This is a genomic window from Pseudobacteriovorax antillogorgiicola (assembly GCF_900177345.1).
In the GTDB taxonomy this organism is placed as follows: domain Bacteria; phylum Bdellovibrionota_B; class Oligoflexia; order Oligoflexales; family Oligoflexaceae; genus Pseudobacteriovorax; species Pseudobacteriovorax antillogorgiicola.
This window is the reverse complement of sequence record NZ_FWZT01000020.1, coordinates 82,746-102,520: the sequence shown is the minus strand read 5'-3', so window position 1 is coordinate 102,520 and position 19,775 is coordinate 82,746. Positions and strand designations below refer to the sequence as shown.

Here is a 19,775-nt window from a genome sequence, read left to right as displayed (position 1 = left end):
TCAAAAAATACTCGTCGCTGTACTTATTGTACTATCTCCTCGTAATTTTTAACCAAGCCTTGCCGGAAGGTTATGCTCCCCTTAATCGATGCGAGCTAAAGCTTCTAAACGACTTGACCCTTCCACCATTAAAACATTGAGACTATAAATGCTAGAGGTATTATGTGCGAAAGCACATTGAAATTTTGACGCAGAAATGGGACTGAAGCGAGATTTCGAAAAAGCAGTGAGCCAGGCAATAATCCGGAATCGCTCACTGCAAGTTATCTATTGTTCATTGATCACATGATTGAACTGCTAAAAGCCTTTACTTAGGCTGTAGAGCCGCCGCAATCACCAGATCCGCAAGCTCGCCATAAGGAGGATAGAATGCAGCTGTGATTCCACCTTCACCCGCCTCAAGCACACCCTTGCCATGAGAAAAGTTTTTGAATCCTTCAAAACCATGATGGCAACCCATGCCACTAGCGCCCACCCCACCAAATGGCAACGATGGGATCGCTGCCTGGAAGGCCGCCGAGTTCACAGCAAAACCACCAGAGCAGGTACTTTTCATAACTTTCTCTGCAATCGCTTCATCTTTTGTAAAAAGATAAGTGGCCAATGGCCGCTCTTTGTCATTGATAAAAGCAATGGCTTCATCGATCGATTTATAGGTCTTAATGGGAAGAATTGGCCCAAACACTTCTTGTTGCATGACCATCATATCATCCGTGGGCTCAATAACCAGTGTGAATGGCATCTGGCACTGGCTACGATCAAGAGGGTTAGCGTCTTTATTCAGTTCGACCACCTTTGCATTTTTCTTTTTCGCATCCGCAACGTAGCCTTGGAGACGATCTAGATGCCTTTCATTAATGATTCCAGGAACCTTTTCTCCTTGCGCAAAGTCAGGAAGCTGCTGGCTGATGTACTTAGTGATAAGGGAAATGAAGCTATCGAGTTTGCTATGAGGAACCAAAGCATAATCAGCCGTCACACATAGTTGACCATTTTTAATCGTCTTGGTTCCTAAGATTTTGTGAACTGTTTCTTCGTTGACACTATCCTCTGTAACGATTGTGGGATTTTTGCCACCTAATTCCAAAGTAAGAGGGGTCAGATTCTGAGCAGCTGATGCCATAATCTTCTTGGCAACCTCTGCACCTCCCGTATAAATGAGATGATCCCAGGGCTGTGACACAAACTGCGCCGCGAGATCGGGGCCCCCAGTGCAAACAGCTACCTGAGACTTATCAAAGGTAGCAGACACCATTTCCTCAATAAGCTCGCTACTTGCGGAAGACAGTTCTGACGGCTTTATCATGCATCGATTGCCAGCAGCGAGAATATCAACGAGTGGTCCGAAGGTCAGATCAAAGGGAAAGTTCCAAGGAGAGACATTAGCGACCACACCGAGAGGCTGGTAAAGAACATAGGCTTTTGAAGCTCCGAAAACATCGGCGTCTAGTTCCCTATAGCTAGGCTTCATCCATTCAGCAAGGTTCTCACGAACATGGCCAATTCTTCCCAGGGTACCAAAGACCTCCACCAACATGGTGAGCTGATGAGGGTGGCACTTACAATCTTCTTTCAGGGCATCGATCACTTTGGGGTGGTACTGAACAAACATGGCTTCCAACGCCCCAAGCAATTCGAGTCGCTCTTCAAGGCTTGGATACATATTCTTTAAGAATTCTTGCCGCTGAAGCTGAAACGTTTGCTCCACTTCACTAGCCTGTCCGTTTTCTTTTCTAAGTGGTACAGCCGAAGACATCTCATTCTCCTTAGGTTAGATTGGTCGATTTTCGCGATTTTACTGCAAAGGATCTCAACAAACGACGTTGAGCTAGGACTCATATTTTGAATGATTTTAACCGAAGCCCAGACTGATCATATCAAATACATCTCTGATGTTTTTGCCTAGTTCGCCTTATGATTTGAAATCAAGACTCCTGCAATTACAAGCCCCAGCCTTGACGGTTACTTCGGACAGAAATCAGAATCAAAATAGCCATAGTAGGGTAATATATTTAATCTTTTTATGGATGCCTCCGATTTTCTAAATATCAATTCATAAGTTCCGAACACCAAGCCAATGGAATAGTTTGGAATCGTTATGCTTAAAATCGAAGGCTTCCAGTTTTTCGAAAAAATATATGAAGGTAGCCAGTCTATCGTTTACCGTGGTCACTCCGACCAAGGTTTACCCGTGGTTTGCAAGACTCCCCTCTTAGAATACCCTAGCGCAGAGGAGATCAAATCTTTTGAGCGTGAGTTTCAAGTGGTAATGAGCCTAGACCACGAAGGAGTCATCAAGCCACTCGATCGAGTGACGTTCTCGAACTCAATTGGTATCATCATGCCTGACCTGGGCGGCTCCACCCTAGCAAAGAAGATAAGTACCAAAACACTCAAGCTGGAAGATAAAATATCCATTGTACGTCAAGTCACTGACGCTTTGAATCATATCCACGGCCGGGGGATCATTCATAAAGATATCAATCCATCAAATATCTTAGTTAGCAATGACTTGAAAGCCACGATCATCGATTTTGGAATCTCTAGCCAGCTAGCTAGTGAAAAAGTAGAGTATTCCGAAGTGAGGGACATTGAAGGCACACTCCACTACCTATCCCCGGAACAAACGGGGCGTATGAACCGCAGCGTCGACCTCCGCTCGGACCTCTATTCCTTAGGAATCACAATGTATGAAATGTTTTCAGGAGAAAAGCCGTTTTTGGGTGAGAACTTGATTGAACTGATTCACTGCCACATTGCAAAGTCAGCCATACCATTGATCCAGCGAAATCAAGATATTCCTGAACCAGTTTCAGCGATCGTCGAGAAATTGATGAATAAAGATGCCGATGATCGCTATCAAACAGCCTGCGGTCTGCTAGCTGATTTAGCTCGCCTACAAGAGCAGTTATCAGCAAAGAAAAAACTAACCGCATTCGAATTAGGCCAAGATGATTCAAAATATCGATTTGAAATCCCACCCAAGCTATACGGACGTGAGGAGGAGATCGAAGCAGTAACACTAGCCTTGGACAAAGCCTTCCAAGGAGCAAGTGAACTATTGCTTGTTTCTGGCTATTCGGGTTCGGGAAAGTCTGCCCTTATAAACGAAACCCATCGTATGATGAGCCATGTTGATAGGTACTATTGCCGTGGTAAATATGACCAATTCAACCAGAACGTTCCTTACTCTGCGTTCGTTGAAGCCCTAAGTTCACTCATCAATCAAGGGATTTTAACTGGCAGTGACGAGGAACTTGCGAAATGGAGGAATCGGCTCACAGAGTCTTTAGCTTCGAATCTAGACCTCATAGCGACTATCATCCCTGAACTTAGGATGGTTGTCGATGTCAAATCAGTCACAGGTAATAATATAAAGGATAGTGAAAAACGGTTTCATTTTGCCCTTCTAAACCTGATTCAATGTGTAACAGAAAATCGCCCCTTAATCCTGTTCTTGGATGATCTCCAGTGGGCAGATTCGTCTTCAATAAATTTAATCAAGGTATTGCTCAGTGATCCAGACTTAAAGTCTGTTTTGCTGGTCGGTGCCTATCGAAGCAATGAAGTCGACTCCCTTCACCCTGTTTCAAAGCTCAGAGAGTCTCTCATGGCCACGGGACGAGCTATTTCAGAACTTTGCCTGCGGGAGCTCGATACCGAAGATGTTTGTAGACTCCTTGTTGATACTTTGGACTCAGACAACGAATCAGTTCGCCCTCTGGCAGATATTCTTATTCAGAGGACCGAGGGAAATCCATTCTACATCAACCAGCTTTTGATAGCTCTCCATGAAGACGACATCATCAAGTTCGACAATCAAAATCGAAAATGGATCTGGGATAATATGCAGATTCAGCAACAATCGGTGACAGATGATGTTGTCGATCTGATGCTGAAAAAAATCAATCGTCTCAGTGCTGATGGCAAAAGCTTACTAACTCTCGCATCATGCATCGGCAATCGATTCGATCTTGAAACCCTGATTATCATTGCAGAATCCTCATTTGACAAAGTCTATAAAACAATCTGGGAAGCTATCGACTTGGGTCTTGTCCTTCCTGCAGACCAAAAATACAGATCTGCTACGGAAGCAAATGCTAGCCAGGTATGGTTCAAGTTTTTGCATGACCGTGTGCAACAAGCTGCGTACACCCTTTTATTGGATCATGACCGAAACCTTGTTCATTTAAAAATCGGTAGGCTTTTAGCCAATCAACTAGATGAGAATAAGAATCTATTTGAAGTGGTAAAGCACCTCAATAAGGGTCGCGACTTGATAGATGATCGCGACGAACGTCATCGTCTCACAAAGCTTAATCATCTTGCTGCCAAGCGTTCCAAGTTGTCGGCTGCCTATCATTCTGCTGTTGATTTTCTACTTATTGCAAAAGAGCTGCTGGGCTCAACTGCATGGAACCGCAGCTATGACGATTTTCTAGCTTTGAACTGTGAACTACTAGAGGCCTTCTATTTAGATGCTCAGTATGATGAGGTTCATCTACTTAGCAAGGAAATCATTCAAAATGCAAAGAGGCCTCTTGATACAGTAGACGTCTACTATATCGAACCCCTCGCCTATGTATCTGAATCCCAGCCATTGGAAGCCATCAAACTTGGCCTATCTGGTCTAGTCAAACTAAAGCTTCTGCCTAAAGAAATCAAAAAGGATCGCTTTGCGATACTGAAGGCGCTAAAAACCACGGGCTGGGCCTGGAAAGGCAAAAAAATAATAGATTTTGTTGATCATCAAGAACTATCCGACCCTAAGAAAGATGCCATTGTAAAAATTCTAGGGCGACTCATGAGCGCTTGCTATTTTGCAGATCCCAAGCAACTTCTTGTAAATACATGTTTGCAGGTAAAAATTGCAATCAAAGATGGAAATAGCATTCATTCTAGTAAGGGCTACGTAACTTACGGAATGATTCTTTCACGCTTGGGTAACCTTAAAGATGGCTACCAATTTGGTAAACTAGCTTTTCAGCTAGCTCAGAAACCTGACTATGATAGCATTGTTGTGGAAATCACATTCCTTTTCAACTGTTTTATACGACATTCTCACGAGCCCTTGCGAGATTTCGTACCTTCTCTTGAAGACAACTATCGACGAGGATTGGAAACCGGGGAGATTGAATTCGCTGCCCATTCATTGCACAACTTAAGCATGTTGCCTTTTATATACGGTGAAAATCTCAATACCCTCGTCAAAAACATGGAAAAATATACCGGAATCATTCAATCCAAACTCCATCAAATAACGTCTAGGGAATTAAACCTTCCCTTCTGGCAAGCCTATCTTAACCTCTTAGGCGACTGTGAGGACCCCTTTATACTTAAAGGCAAGGCCTACGATGAAAATAAAATGATTCCCATCTACAAAGAGAAGAAACACAACGTATGCCTTTACATGACCTATCTGGTCAAAACCATAATTTCCTATCTGCTCCACGATCGAAAGGGAGCCCGGCGAAATGCAGACCTGACCAAAGAATATCTCACATTTTTAGGGCACCCGAATCATCTGATGTTCTATTTTTTTGACTCACTGATTTATATCGACGATATTGATAACACACCATCCAAGTTAATTAAGAAAAACCTTGAAAGACAGGTTCGCTCAAACTTAAAGCTACTCCATCACTGGGCAAAAACAGCCCCCTTCAATTACATGCCAAAAGCTTTGATAGTGGAAGCAGAGCTTGCTCGGGTCAATAAGCGCTACGCGAAGGCAGAGAAGCTTTACGAGCAATCGATGGATATGGCTCACGAAAATCGATTTTTGCTGGACGAAGCCATCGCCACCGAACTTACATCTCGATTCTGGCGCGAGAAGGGCAAGGCTAAGATTGCAAACATGTATCTGCATGATGCCTACACCCTTTATCAGAAATGGGGCAGTCAGTCCAAGCTAAGACAATTGGAAAGCCTGCCATATGAAATAAATTGGCAAAAGAAAACGCCTCACCTCACGATTACGAATCATCGTTCCACAGAGAAAATAGGCTACGCTTCTATCGACACCTCCACTGTAGTAACGGCATCCCATACAATTGCGAGTGAGACTGATTTAAATGAGATCATCAAGCACCTTATGAAACTAACATTAGAAAATGCAGGTGCACAGGAAGGCTATCTGATTTTAAGTGAAGACGGCGACCTAAAGCTTAAATCCGTAGCAAGAACTGGCGAAGAAATTCATGTTGAGAGCCTTGACAAGTCCGTGAAGTTAGTCAGCTACCTCCCTAAATCGATCATCAATTTTGTGTCTCGCTCAGGTAAACATCTTGTCATCAATAATCCTGCTGACGACAGCGATTTTGCCCATGATCCATATATCTTGGAGCATAAGCCCAAGTCTATTCTTTGTCTCCCCATCCTATTTCGAACTGAATTGGTGGGAGTAGTCTATTTAGAGAATAAATTAGCTATAAGGGCGTTCACTGACAGAATGGTCACGGTACTATCGATCTTAGCCACGCAGGGTGCAATTTCAATTACCAACGCCAGACATGTCGAGAATCTTAAAAACATGGTCGAAAATATTCAAGATTTGGTTGATGAAAAAACTCGCCATATCAGTAGTGTAATGAGACATATCCAACAGGGAATCTTCACAATTCTACCCGATATGACAGTCGAAGAATTCTACTCTGATTATCTTGAAGCAATGTTCAACGAGCAAGACCTTAGCGGCAAGAACCCAATTGATTTACTCGCGAGGTCGAGTCTATCAAGCGATGAGATATCTCGGATTGAGACCTGCCTCACAAATAGCTTCGGCGAAGACTCCTTGAGTTTCGAGGTCAATATGAGCCATTTCCCCCGAGAAATTTCCATGGATTCGAAGATTATTGAGCTTGATTGGCAGAACATCGTCGATGAACTTGATAATACCGAGAAAGTCCTTGTGGTGGCACGGGATGTCACCGCTATTAGAATTCTTGAACAGGAGACTCGTCAGCAGAAAGAAGACATGCTCCGTATAGAAGAAATATTGGCCCATCCAAAAGAGAAGGTTAAGAACTTTTTCGATGAAAGTAGAAAATACTTAAAGACTATTCAAACTACGATTTCCAATGAGAGTCTATCAGAAGAAGATGCTCTACGCACAATATCTATAAATTATCACACGCTCAAAGGCCTTTCTCGATCACAGAACTTTAAGTCTATGGTCGATAAGATCCACGAAGCAGAAACGTTTTGCTCCAAGATCATGAATGGCACTCACACTTGGAGCAAGGCTAGACTTTCGGAAGATTTTGAAACTGTTAGCCAAGCGCTGGAGCGCTACATCACTCTATATACAAAAAAACTAGGTAATACGGAAAGCATTCAGACTGGAATTGACCGCAATACAATCGTAAAGGCCCTTGAAATCATTTCCAGCCAACCCTTGGAGCGAAGACTTGAGGCGCAAGACCTTGAGAGAACGCTCCGCTCCTACTGCTATACGTCGTCCCAAGTTCTTTTTTCTGAATTAGCTGCTCCGATAGAAAGTTTGGCCAAGGACCTTAAAAAAGTCACTCCTATCATCGAAGTTTCCGGTCCAAGGATTGAATTCGCTCCCGATACAGCGCAACTGCTCCGAGGTGTTTTGGTTCATCTTATTCGCAATTCCTTAGACCATGGAATCGAGCCACCAGAACTCCGAACAAAAGTAGGAAAACCCGCCCAAGGCAAGATTCACGTCCACCTTGAAGTCCACGATCACGGCCTATCGATTCACTACCACGACGACGGCTCAGGATTAGATATTGCCAAAATCAAAAAACTGGGTGTTGATCGCGGGCTCATAGAGAAATCTGAGCATGATAACCAAAGGATTGCAAATCTCATTTGTGAAACTGGTTTCTCCACATCTGACACGGTGAGCGAAATATCCGGCCGAGGCATTGGAATGGATGCTATTAAAACAGCTATCGAAGATTCTGGGGGTCAGTTTTCATTGAAACTTGCAAAGCCCAGCTTAGATGTTAACAAAAATATCCCATTTGAAGTTATCGCTACGATCGACGGCTCCAAGTTTGTTGCTGAGAATTATCGTTTGAAGGCCGTATAAGAATAGGCTTCTAGCCGGCATTCACCAAGCTAAACCCATCTAAACCGACCCGATAATACACCTCACCTCACAATTGCTCCTGCATAGACATGCCATTAATACGTTTCACTACCATATCTATGTAAGCCATTATGGCTTTTCGTTGCTGCCTAAGTGAGCATAATTTTAAATATAGCCTAAAACCTATAATAGTTATCTTAAAATAAACCTTGAGATAGTTACCAATTAGAATTAGTTTCAGATAACTGGCTAGCCAGCCAGACTTGAGTTCAGATACAAGAAAAGGAAGAATGACATGAAATACCTATCACTATTGACAGCATCGGTTTTGATGGTCGGTTGCGGCGCAACCAAACACAAGGGGCATTCTGCGCTTGATAGCGTCGCCGACCTATCCGCAGTTTGGTCGGACCCAGGTCCGATTCCGGTGTGTTTCGTAGATACTAGAGCCGATTGGCAACAATATCGTGATTTAGTGAAAGATAACGTAACATCGAACTACAACAGAACTAAGCATATTCGTTTCTCAGGCTGGGGCTTCTGTCCTCAACGCTCTTCTGAACCGACTATTCGGATAAAGCTGGGCAATCCCATACCTATGGGGAACGGCAGTGTGATGGGTTGTAGCCATATTGGGCCAGGCCCCGACTCATACAATGTTTGTGAGTCTCTATTAAGCAACTACAATGGCAATGGCTTTAACATGTATATCTTCCCTTTGTCTGAAGGAACTGATGTCCATGAGTTTGGCCATGCTTTGGGGATTCGTCACGAGCATGCCCGCACCGATGCTCCTACCCGTTGCAGTACTGGAGAAATAGCTCATCATGGTGGCAACATTTTCTACATCACTGAAGATTATGACTCAGAATCTGTTATGGGCTACTGTAATGGAACATCAGAGCTATCTGCTGGAGACATCGCTGGTCTCGACGCCCTTTACGATTGGGCTAGGCAGTAAGACCTCATAAAGCAAGGACTCGACGCAACGTCGGGTCCAAACTAGTGCTTAGTCACATTGAATCCTCGGCGTTGTTGTCTTCGTCTCTCAATCGTCGCTGTACGGGAGTACTAGCTCCTCAATCATTCCTCGACGCCTAGCCGAGAATCCAATGTGACAAAGCACTAATGCTAGTTTAGAGTCTTCTCGGCCCATTCAAGAAATAGTGCGATTGACAACTAAAACCTCGGCCCTAATGAGACAAGGAGACTTCCAACCAAAGAAGCTCTCTTAATCGCTGTTCATTACACTTAAGTGATATTGATTTCCCTGATAAAAGACCTAGCTCCACTTGCTTCCGTTTTTCACAGGCTATCTTCAACTTAGTAGTTAGATTCTTCGAGCCAAGCTCCTCTCCTTCTATTTTTATGATCTGATATTCTTTCCCCTTTAATGTGTTGCAACGAGTTGGGTGACCCATCACTATAAACATACCTCGTTGAGACCACATACTATAATAGCCACCGCAGTCCCTTCGCATAAGCTCCCTAAAAATCCCGCGATGATAAGCTTGTAAAAAGCTAGGGCTTGCCCTATCTGGTCGTTCAGCAACTGTAATACCAAGATCGCTCCCCATCTTCTTGATGTGTTCTACCTGCTGCAATTGGCCTTTGATTGATGCAAAAGCTGCTATGTCTTGGGCTAAAGTTGCCAGATTATAGTCTTCATGTAGAACTTTGGCAAAGGTTTCCCAACCGTATCGAAAATCTTGTTCACTAGCCTTCGCAAACACTTTCTCAAAGAGGTTGAAAAGATCCTGGCTGGGATCGACTTGTTTAATGCCTAGCTCCATCATCCACATCATCGCAGAACCACATTTATAATGGGCTTGGAAGCCATTGCGCGTAACATCTTCAAGAGCTTTACCCCTCAGAATACTGAGACAGGTATTAAGGTCTTGAAGATGCCGATCCCAAAGCTTGTTTTGATCGTAAACTCCCTGGAAATAGAGCGCTCGATTTGCAACTGCATCCGCCCCACCCTCCTTGATCCAGGTTGGCGTTGTATCATAGACTCGAAAAAGCTTGCCATTCCACAAATGTGCTGCTTCGTGGGCCACTAACCAATGAACTTCTTCAGAATCTCTAGCATCTTCAGAATCAAATGGTCCTTGCCAGCTTAGCTGCACCATCTGCGGCAGCGTTCCCCCGGAGCTGCGTTTTCCAGAATGATCTGGGTTGTAGTTAAATAAAACCGTGGGAACATACCCTAGACTATGGCCAAACTTTTCCTCATAAAAAGAAAAAAGATTCGCTAGCTGTGGCTCAAGAGAGCTCTTAACCTTAGCCGGAAGGGCGGGATCAAGAATGCTGATCATTGACTTGGATTCCAATGGTTTCTGAGAACCAAAATAGATATAGGTACCGTGGAGAGATTCATCTTTCCAACTAGCTTTACGATGAAAAGCCTTACCGTTGATCGCAATATAGTTGTCACTATGGGCTGTAATCGCAAAGGTCATCGGCAGGAATGGAAATTCCTCATCTTTCAAATTCTCCAATGTAATTTCGTCTATCATCACATTGAGATGGCCTGAAAATAGAACTAAACCTCCATCTGTAAAGCTCCTAAAAAATTCATAATCTTTAAATAGAGCTTTATCCATCACTTTAAACTCAACGGTGAAGCCCTGAAACGCCTCACCATCCATGCTGATGATCCGCTCTACGCCGCTATCCTTAACAATTTTTAATGTACTCGGGCTAATATCCCAAAGCTTATGTCGAAATAGGTTAGTATCCCTTTGAAAAACTAAGGACTTTACTGCGAAAGGTAGTCTATATTGGGCTGTCCAGGTAGTCCCGGAAGACTGTTTTAAGTCAATAAGAACTGTCTCTTCAATTTGGTCTGAAGGTTTTATAGTTTGGCATGACCATAGTTGAAAACCTAGCAACAAAATAATCAGTAATCTCATTTTTAGGACCTACCTATCATTACTTAACAAGTCGCACGTAACTTAGACTTTCAAGATTAAGACTCAGGTAAGTTAAGTGAAAAAGAGCCGAAACTGGCAAGGCCTCGCTAGGCTCGCAACTGCCGCAGCCTTGACCATGGTTTAGAAACTTGCCAAGCTTGATGATATTGGAAATCTGCCTCAACAGGTGACTTAAGTTCGATCCAAAAGAGCCGATAGCGGGCTAAAGATAAGAGCTGGAGAAGTATTGGGTAAATATAAACACCACACAAAGAGACTTGTCCTAGAGTTCCTACTAGCGATCTTAGGTGCTATACCTTTCATTCTCATTTTCTTTCTAGTGACTTCACCTCGAAGTAACCTGATGATTCAGGAATCCCAGTACAACAAGCCTAAGGTAGCCATCGATATTGCATATTCTGTACTAGAGCACTTCCATAGACTCGCACAGAAAGGTGAGATAAGTGTTCAAGAAGCGCAGAACCAAGCTAAGAAGGTACTACGTGACTTTCGATACGAATCCCAAGAATATATTTGGATCAACGACTTGACTCCCACCATGATTCTTCATCCTATAAAACCCGAACTAGATGGCCAAGACCTTTCAAATATCAAGGACCCTTCGGGTGTTCAAATTTTTGTTGATGCGGCTGCTATAGCTAAGGAGAAAGGAGAGGGATGGCTCCAATACTCTTGGCCTAAACCAGGCCACGATAATCCAGCTGACAAAATCAGCTACCTGAAGGCTTTCAAACCTTGGGGTTGGGTTTTAGGTAGTGGTGTCTATATTGATAACGTTCAAAGTGCGCAGGCTGATTTTCTCGTAGAGAACTTACAAGTTTTAGGCTTGGCAGTATTCCTTTTACTTTTCATTGCACTTGGGTTAAGTATGCGGACGATTTACAAGTTTATCATTCCTGTCGAAGATTCTATAAAAGTTGTAATGGAGGCAAGCCATCAAGTCTCAAGTGACTCACAGAGGATGAGTAAGTATTCCGATCATGTAAAATCTGAAGTAACCTCCCAAACGTCTGCTATCCATGAATTCAATCAAACCATAAATAGCGTCTCAGACAATGCTTCGAATGCAAAAGATACTGTGAGAGAAGCACAACAGCTAACAGAGGAGTTCATGAGTGACTTCGATCGCTCTAAAAACCTTATGTCGGTGCTGAGTCAGGTTCTTGATGAGCAGTTTCAAAATGAATCACAATCCATTCAATCTAACAATCATATCATAGATACTGTAGAAACTTTCAGAGGCAAATTCGATGAAATTTCTAAGGCAGTCAAGTCTATAGAAGAAATAATATTCCAAACGAAGCTACTATCGTTCAATGCTTCCGTTGAAGCTGCACGGGCAGGTGAAGCAGGAAAAGGGTTTACGGTCGTTGCTGAGGAGATAGGAAATCTAGCGAACACAACTGGTAAGTCTGGCGCTAAGATTTTAGATCTAGTCCAATCCACATTGGGTTCGATCGACGAAATGGTAAATGGTTTAAAAGAAACCAATAATGGTATCGAGTCAAGGTCAAGGGAGATTTCTCTTAAAACTCAAAGTATTTTCCAGGAGTTTCATGAAGTCTTCAATGTCCTCACGGAAAAGAACTCTAGCATTCAAGACTACCAGACCAATTCCGGAAAAGAGGTCTCTTCGGTCTCTCTATCTATGGTTGAAATGACAGACACAGCTAATGCTATTAGTCGTTCAAATCAAACGAACCAGAACCAAATTAATAAGGTAGCCGTTATTGCTAGTAACCTTGATCGTAGAGCTTCCATTCTAAGGGAAGAAGTCGAAACACTAGCACGCTTCCTCAAGCTAAATATCTCGAATAGTCTACAGGAAGAGCCAGCAAATCAAGTTGATGAAAATTCGATGTCGCAAAATCATGATCGCAATCTTCCCCTAGCGGGTTGATTTTAGTATTGACTCTACCCCTTCTCATATAGCTTCGATTAAGCACTAAAAATCTGACCGTTGGATAGCTGAAAATCAGATTTTTCCTTGGTATACATTTTCCGTCGAGATACAAGCCAACAGGTTTACGATGGCGACAGTAGGCAATAAATACCTATATAAAAAACAGCTATAGGTCGATAGAAAAGGGCGCAGAACTGGAGTTTCTTCGATTTCGACAATGTTTTGCATATCGACAGACCGAATATTGGATTTATAAACACGATGACCTCAACAAAAAACACAAAAGTCTTAACCCTAATATTAATCAGCTTGGCTTTGACAAGTTCAATAGCATATTCGAAGTCATTCACCAAGTCGAACTGATTCTAGCTCAAATTGCTGAATTAAGTTCGATTCTAGAGAAATACCTTGAACAAGTCCATCTCATCTATGGTGATGTAGAAGACAAAGCACAGATTGATGTAAATAGGATTCTTAAGATTGCCCAAGGAGCGCTACATGACCCCCGAGATGTCATAGCTAGAAATATTATTCTGCTAACCCACAGTAACCTTGAATCCTGCTTGGAAGATTCCCTTAGATCTATAGTTAGCTTGGCTCGGAAGCTAGGTAAAAATGTTCCAGAGTTTGTATTTGTTGGCGATGACTACTTGATTCCCTACGAACTCAATAAAATTATGCAACGAGTATTCACCCACCTTCTTCGTAACTCTATCGATCACGGAATTGAAGGCCCGAATGAGAGAATATATGATGGGAAGCCACATTCAGGGCGGATCATTTTCCACATAACCTATCAGGATAATGTACTTTCAATTCGATACGAAGACGATGGGAGGGGCTTAGACATTAGTAGTCTCAAAAAGACAATCAAGATTGATAACCCAATTCGGCAAGATATTATAGAATCCATATTCACAAGTGTGACGAGCACATCTGCCTCGATAACAGACATTTCAGGAAGAGGTATTGGGATGGCGGCTGTACGATCTTTCCTAGAAGATAGTGGCGGCTCTATTGAAGTTGATCCTAAGGAAATCAACTCGGCCTTCCAGCCCGTTTTCTTCACTATTACTATTAAACCCAAGCAAAAACTTAAAAACATCCGCCACCTCATCGGCTTCAACCCGAGATTTCAAAACAAACAAGCCCGGGGGTTCTAAGACATCAAAGATCTTTTATCCTATGTCTCACCGCACCTTCACTAGAGGACATTTTAGCCTAACATTGTTCCATACACAGAGGGTCGTAGGTACTTATACCTGGTCTATAGAGTCGACAATCACCAAATAAACAATTTGTACCCATGTTTCGAGTTCAAACATAGTTTTCGCTTTGTATTCAACTCAACGTGGACAGTAAAGTAGTGGAGACGAAGCAAAACTCAAACAATCAAAACAAGGACGTATCACATGAAACTCAAAAGGATTACTCAAGTAACAACCATCATGGCACTTTTTTTAATCATCGGAAACACCCAAGTACTGGGCAAGGCCTGTAACAATCAAAGCTTTGACGACTTTTACGAAGCAGTTCAACATGCTGGGGCAGGAGACCCTGCCTATGTTCGCTACGATAAGACCCCTGACAACTACGGACCTTTTACCAATGACTGTCTTAACCCCTATGCTAACGGCACCTGTATCGAAGGATATGGCAAGCGATACAAGCTAATCGCAACGTCTGGAGTAACTAAAAAATGGAGCGCGGCAGTATGTATCAAAGTTCGCCAAAACAATTACTGGTACAATTACGAGCATCGAGTCTTCGATGACGACAATCCAATTTGGTTCGGTCCTCGGGTTAGCTTTCAGTATAAGGACTCAGATGGAAGGTGGCGTTTGCTAAAAGGAAATAATGGTAAATTCGCGTCTTGGAATGTGCAAGATGGTCTCTACTGGTATCGCTGGAAATGGTCGTCCAACACCGCACGACAGTATCGGATCGCCATTGAAGAATCCATGCTATTTGATGAATATGATATTGCTATGGATTGGTAGCAATAAAGTGCGACTCTAGCGGTCGCACCTCTCAGCGTCTCTGCTCAAATATACATCACCTGGGCTCTTAGGATATATTTGCTGTCGGAAGTCAGAACCTGGCTTTCATGGACTAAATCCTGTGGAAATATGAGTGCAGAACCTAAAGCTGGCTGAAATAATAAACCTAGATCAGGAAAATAGGTGCCTCCTCCCTTGCAGTTATTAAGATAGATCACGACTGTAAAGTAGCTAATCCCACCGTCTTCATCTTCGGCAGCTCTATCGGAATGAGGAGGAAACCTATCCCCACGTTGATACCAGAACAACTGAGCAGTAGGCTCAAAGAAGCCTTTCAAACGACGGCCTTTAATTCGAGAAGGAACCCAAGGGCGAACCAGCTCCCAAACCATGTCACATAGATCACTGGGAAGGGAATAAATCAATCGTTGTCCAAAATTAGATGCGCGCCATCGATCTTCTTTATGAGCCAAAGCAATGATTCCCGAGCATTGATTCTCGGACAGGATTCCAGAAGTCAGAGCAGGTTTTAGAAAGAGTTTCTCAGAACCCCCCAAGGGCGAGGAATGTATCTCAGCCCCCAACAACATGGGTCACCTCCTCACTCTTCGGGTGCTCCAAAATAGATTGATCTATTTTCTCTCCCAATAGATCCATAACTCGTTCCATTGCTACATCAACCACAACTTTACGGCTCATCCGACAATGCATGGTTTCAGTCGATTCAAATGTCCCGTTCTCAAACAATTTATTGGAAGGAGCGCCGCCACCACAGAAATGAAAATAAGAACACTCCGACTGACAGTTCTTAACCCCTTTCAATATATCGTTGGCCATTCTGTTGAACTTCTTATCAGACAACTTTTCCTTGATCGACTCCTTGAGAACATTCCCAATGAGGAAGTCGCCATACCTAGGGTGTTTCATACCGAGTAACTCTGGGCTATAGGTCGACATATTGCCGTCGATGTCCACATTAAGAATGCTCAGTGGACGATTTTCCATAGACATCGTTGGACGCTTCTTTACGATTGACGTCATGATAGCTTGATGTGCTTGGCGAAACTCACGAACATAGTTCACATTGCCTATTTCAAATGAAAGATCATGCAATACTTTCAAGAAACCCTTGTATTCATCCTCTGAAATTCCATTCATGCTGGACTCTTCGTGAACACCTTCCACCTCTTCCACATTAAAGGCAATGGTGTCGGCACCCAAACCGTGTAAATAGCGAAAGATTTCTTCGGGCATACTTAAAGAGTCTTTTGTGACCACAGATATTGTATGAAAGCCGTAGTCATTTTTTTTCATGCAGCTGATAGCCTGCTCGACACGACTTGTTGAGCCTTGGCCAGATTTCATGATCCGAAAACGATCATTCAAATCAGGAGGACCGTCAATGCTGATCCCGACACTCATATTGATATCTTTAAAGAGTTCACACCACTGATCTTGAATCAGTGTTCCATTGGTCTGAATACAGTGCCTCAGTTTAGTTCCCGAAGGTAGTATGTCTGAAATTATTTTGTGGGCCTTACGATAGAAATTGATTCCTGCTGCTAATGGCTCTCCAGCATGCCACACGATCGACAGTTCTTCACCGACTATATCAAGTTGTAATACCTGTTCGACTGCCTTCGCAATCACATCATCACTCATTTTTTTCTTTACACCCTTATCAGGGAGATAGCAGTAGGTACAGTCCAGATTGCAGAAGGGCGTTGCCTGTAATATTAGCAAACGAAGTGGTCCCATAGGTTCTCCTTTACTCAAGAGAGGCGTGAGCCTCTCTACTTATTAGTACTTATTCCAATCTTGCCAATCGTTCCAATCGCTCCATTTATCCCACTTATCCCACTTATCCCACTTATCCCACTTATCCCACTTATCCCACTTATCCCACTTATCCCACTTATCCCATTTATCCCACTTATCCCAGTCACTCCAATCAGCCCAATCCGACCAGTCACTCCAATCGGACCAATCGCTCCACGGCAAGACAATGTCGGCCCAGTTCTCCGTTTCTAAGTTACTGCTAATCTCTGGTACCTGATCTGAAAGCGCATTGATCAACTTATCCGCATCTGAGATGGATGGAGCAGCAAGGCCTTGACTGTGAGTTACTGCGATTGCTAGAGCCAATAACTTCGCTCTTTTGATCGTATCCGTGCAGGCTGCTGCCATACTCAAAATTTTTCTGACCCGAATCTTGATTTGATTCTTGTCAGAATTTTCATGATTCATGCTTTAACTCCTCGTTTTAGAATTAAAAAATATAGAAGGTGAATCATTCACCTACCCAACTCGAACTAGGATTAAAGGTTCGGGACGCGTATAACCTGATTGTTGCTTGTGAGGACGATAAAAATTGCCGATAACGACGTCATCGACTCGTGTCTTCTTAAAGAAAAGCTGAAGCAACTTTCCTGATTTTTTGTTGTGAGTGAATATTATTAGCGAGAAACCCTGTTTTGTCTTTTCAAAGGATTGAATCAATCCATCGAGAGACCCTTGAAGCTGAGAATTCATCAACACGGCTTTATTTTCATCCATAATTTTTAGCTCCAGTTCCCCTCGCAGTGGCTCCTCTACAGAATCTATATGCAGAGCTAGCTTGACAATCCAAGCGCTAATGTCATCAAAATTGATAACCCCCTCGTAGAGGCCAGAAATATCTGGCTCTATTTCCTTAATCTGCTTAAAATCCGTTTGTCTAAATGAGCTAAAGTCTTGAAGCTGATGGGTACTCAAGTATTCTTCAATGGAAGCTATATCCAATGCTTGCAAAGCGCGAGCACCCACGAGGTCTCTTAGCACACGAGAGATCAGTTGTTCCTTTTCCAAAATGAATTTACTAGGTTTAGTGGCTTCATTTTGTCTCGAATCTTGGTAGTGCTTTGGGTGAGATGAGTATGCCGATTCCGTGGCTGTATCAAGACGGACTTGCTTCAGCCCTTCTTTGGGATTGCTTGGAGGCGACGTGGCTATCGTTTTACTTGAAGATGTCTCTGAAAAATCATGATCTACATTATGGACCAATACCTTATCATCAGGGCCAATAAGTAGGCCAATCATAAGTGCAGATCCCACTAGGGCTACTGCCCCAAATAAAAGGGATTTCATATATCACTCTCTACGGTGAATTTTTAATACTCACTGGAATACATAAGGTCGAAATCTAAAGAAAGACTTAAAACTATGTAAAAAGACCCTTACAGAACGATGTCTGCGATCAAAGAACACATCGATAGGTTTCTTGTTCGAGCCTCATTACTAGGTGGGGATTTGCGCAAACTAGAGTACCAACCTTATTCGTTTCGAAGAATAGGGACTATTGAGTTAAAAAAATTTTCCACAATTTCCTACTACCATTTCGTTTCTAAGATCGACGTAATGGTAACCTAAGGATTAACATAGGCACATCTGAATCCTGTCTTCCTGTCCGATTCATGGGGGCTTAATCGGAGATCTGCCTGAAACAAGCCTGCACTAGACCAATCACCCCCTCGCCTTAATGCACCTCCCACACCACCTAAACCGGGGATGTACTGACCTATAGACGGACTCGAATTCCATGCCTTGTCCCAATGAGAGCTACTTTCAGAAACTGGTACTAACGCCTCCTTAGGGAGTGACGGAGAGCCTTCCACCTCCGAGAATAGTAAACTACGATCTCCTGGGTGTGGCTTAGCGGTCGCCTGGTAATCCACCCACTCTGATGCATTACCGGAAAGATCCCAGATTGATTCACCCGTACTGAGAGTAAAGTAGCGTCGCTGTGAAACGGGCCCAGACTCTTCTGCGAGACATGTTCCATTTAGATATGCTTTGTCTGGGGGAACTACTGTACACACCGCGGATGGATTACCACTTGAGTGCCCTTGAATCAGCCCATCGATCCCAGCAATACCACCAACCCAGTTGCTATCAACACTAGCGATATCACTTGCTAAGGTCATCCACTCTTCGTTTGTCAAAAGATGAAATCCCGGTCCCAAACTTTCACATCGCTTCTTAGCCTGATCTTGACTGAGATTGAGCCATGGAGTGCGATAGTGAAATGAAATGGGCAGCGAATCTTCGTCTTTAGCCTCGTATTTCATGACACAAAAGCTTGTGGTTCCATAACTACTATTCCCCGGCACTTTTATCCAAGAGTCAACTCCTCCCCAAAAATCCCCTCCCGTTCTGGTCAGACAGTCGAAATTCGGTTGACCAGGATTTGGGTCGGGTTTCGGATCAGGATCATCTCCATCATTCTTGTACAGGGTAAGCATCAGACCATTCAACAGAATCGGATCGTTCTGAGATTTGAACTCAAACTCTATTGTGGAATCATCCTTAACATCGAAAGGTATCGAGTCTAAGTTCAGCTTTTGGTTAGGTATAGTTTTTTCAATCTGAGATTTGTAGTGTTTTTTTGAAGTACCGGACCCGGATTGCGAAATACTTACTTCATGGCTCATAGATTGTCGCGCGTCAAACATGGGGAACTGAATATCATATTGTCCAAGCGGCAGTCCTTTGAGATCTATTTCAAGATGCTTACAGACGCAGATGGAGTCTTTAATCAGGTGATAGAAAAACGACAAAAAACCGCCATCTCGTTCTACAAAACTAAAACCACAGCTGCTTTTAAGGCGAATTGTAAGAGGATTAAAATGAAAGGCATCGGGATAAGTCTTGCTTGCACTAAAAAGCCTCTTCGAGCTACCGATCCAAGGATACCAGAAGTCTTGGTTTCCCGATTTTAAAGGGCCAAAATCAATTTCTAATCTTACATCTTCTTGCTTATTAGCCATTAATTGTGGGGATACAAAGCTAGATCCAAGTATCAATGGCATAACTATTTTCATTCATTTCTCCAGAAA

Annotated in this window: 12 protein-coding genes; 5 read left to right on the top strand and 7 right to left on the bottom strand. The window is 43.1% G+C overall.

Going from position 1 to position 19,775, the window contains the following annotated elements; translation table 11 throughout:
- Positions 1–307: 307 nt before the first annotated feature.
- The gene (locus B9N89_RS22535; RefSeq protein WP_132322845.1) at positions 308–1,756 is read right to left on the bottom strand and encodes an aldehyde dehydrogenase family protein; all 1,449 of its coding nucleotides are present in this window, start codon (positions 1,754–1,756) and stop codon (positions 308–310) included.
- A 342-nt stretch (positions 1,757–2,098) separates the two neighbouring features.
- Here B9N89_RS22535 and B9N89_RS22530 point away from each other — a divergent pair, with 342 nt between their 5' ends.
- Positions 2,099–8,062, top strand: a complete 5,964-nt coding sequence (locus B9N89_RS22530) for a protein kinase domain-containing protein (protein ID WP_132322847.1) — start codon at positions 2,099–2,101, stop codon at positions 8,060–8,062.
- Between the two features lie 295 nt (positions 8,063–8,357).
- Positions 8,358–9,023, top strand: coding sequence for a zinc metalloprotease (locus B9N89_RS22525; RefSeq protein ID WP_132322849.1), 666 nt, complete (start codon positions 8,358–8,360; stop codon positions 9,021–9,023).
- Positions 9,024–9,255: 232 nt separating this feature from the next.
- On the opposite strand, the gene B9N89_RS22520 is transcribed toward B9N89_RS22525, so the two are convergent.
- A complete protein-coding gene (locus B9N89_RS22520) occupies positions 9,256–10,977 on the bottom strand; it encodes a hypothetical protein (RefSeq protein ID WP_132322851.1) in 1,722 nt (573 codons plus the stop codon).
- Between the two features lie 247 nt (positions 10,978–11,224).
- Between B9N89_RS22520 and B9N89_RS22515 the strand changes: the two genes are divergently transcribed.
- The 3 genes from B9N89_RS22515 (at position 11,225) to B9N89_RS22505 (ending at position 14,901) form a co-directional block, all read left to right on the top strand.
- A complete protein-coding gene (locus B9N89_RS22515; protein ID WP_132322853.1) occupies positions 11,225–12,898 on the top strand; it encodes a cache domain-containing protein in 1,674 nt (557 codons plus the stop codon).
- A gap of 596 nt (positions 12,899–13,494) precedes the next feature.
- Positions 13,495–14,064 carry an ATP-binding protein gene (locus B9N89_RS22510; protein ID WP_132322855.1) on the top strand — a complete coding sequence of 190 codons (570 nt, stop codon included), beginning with the start codon at positions 13,495–13,497 and terminating at the stop codon, positions 14,062–14,064.
- 249 nt (positions 14,065–14,313) lie between these two features.
- The gene (locus B9N89_RS22505; RefSeq protein WP_132322857.1) at positions 14,314–14,901 is read left to right on the top strand and encodes a hypothetical protein; all 588 of its coding nucleotides are present in this window, start codon (positions 14,314–14,316) and stop codon (positions 14,899–14,901) included.
- A 44-nt stretch (positions 14,902–14,945) separates the two neighbouring features.
- Here the strand turns inward: B9N89_RS22505 and B9N89_RS22500 are convergent, their stop codons facing one another.
- The 5 genes from B9N89_RS22500 to B9N89_RS22480 form a co-directional block, all read right to left on the bottom strand.
- On the bottom strand, positions 14,946–15,491 hold the full coding sequence (locus tag B9N89_RS22500; RefSeq protein WP_132322859.1) for a 2OG-Fe(II) oxygenase: 546 nt from the start codon (positions 15,489–15,491) through the stop codon (positions 14,946–14,948).
- Entirely contained in the window at positions 15,475–16,659 is a 1,185-nt protein-coding gene (gene grrM / locus B9N89_RS22495) for a cyclophane-forming radical SAM/SPASM peptide maturase GrrM/OscB (protein ID WP_132322861.1), read from the bottom strand. The genes B9N89_RS22500 and grrM overlap by 17 nt, the downstream gene beginning before the upstream one ends.
- A 42-nt stretch (positions 16,660–16,701) precedes the next feature.
- Entirely contained in the window at positions 16,702–17,148 is a 447-nt protein-coding gene (locus tag B9N89_RS31960; protein WP_132322863.1) for a hypothetical protein, read from the bottom strand.
- 51 nt (positions 17,149–17,199) lie between these two features.
- Positions 17,200–18,027: a hypothetical protein gene (locus tag B9N89_RS22485; RefSeq protein ID WP_132322865.1), complete on the bottom strand. Its 828-nt coding sequence runs from the start codon at positions 18,025–18,027 to the stop codon at positions 17,200–17,202.
- A gap of 278 nt (positions 18,028–18,305) precedes the next feature.
- On the bottom strand, positions 18,306–19,760 hold the full coding sequence (locus B9N89_RS22480; RefSeq protein WP_132322867.1) for a hypothetical protein: 1,455 nt from the start codon (positions 19,758–19,760) through the stop codon (positions 18,306–18,308).
- Positions 19,761–19,775 lie beyond the last annotated feature (15 nt).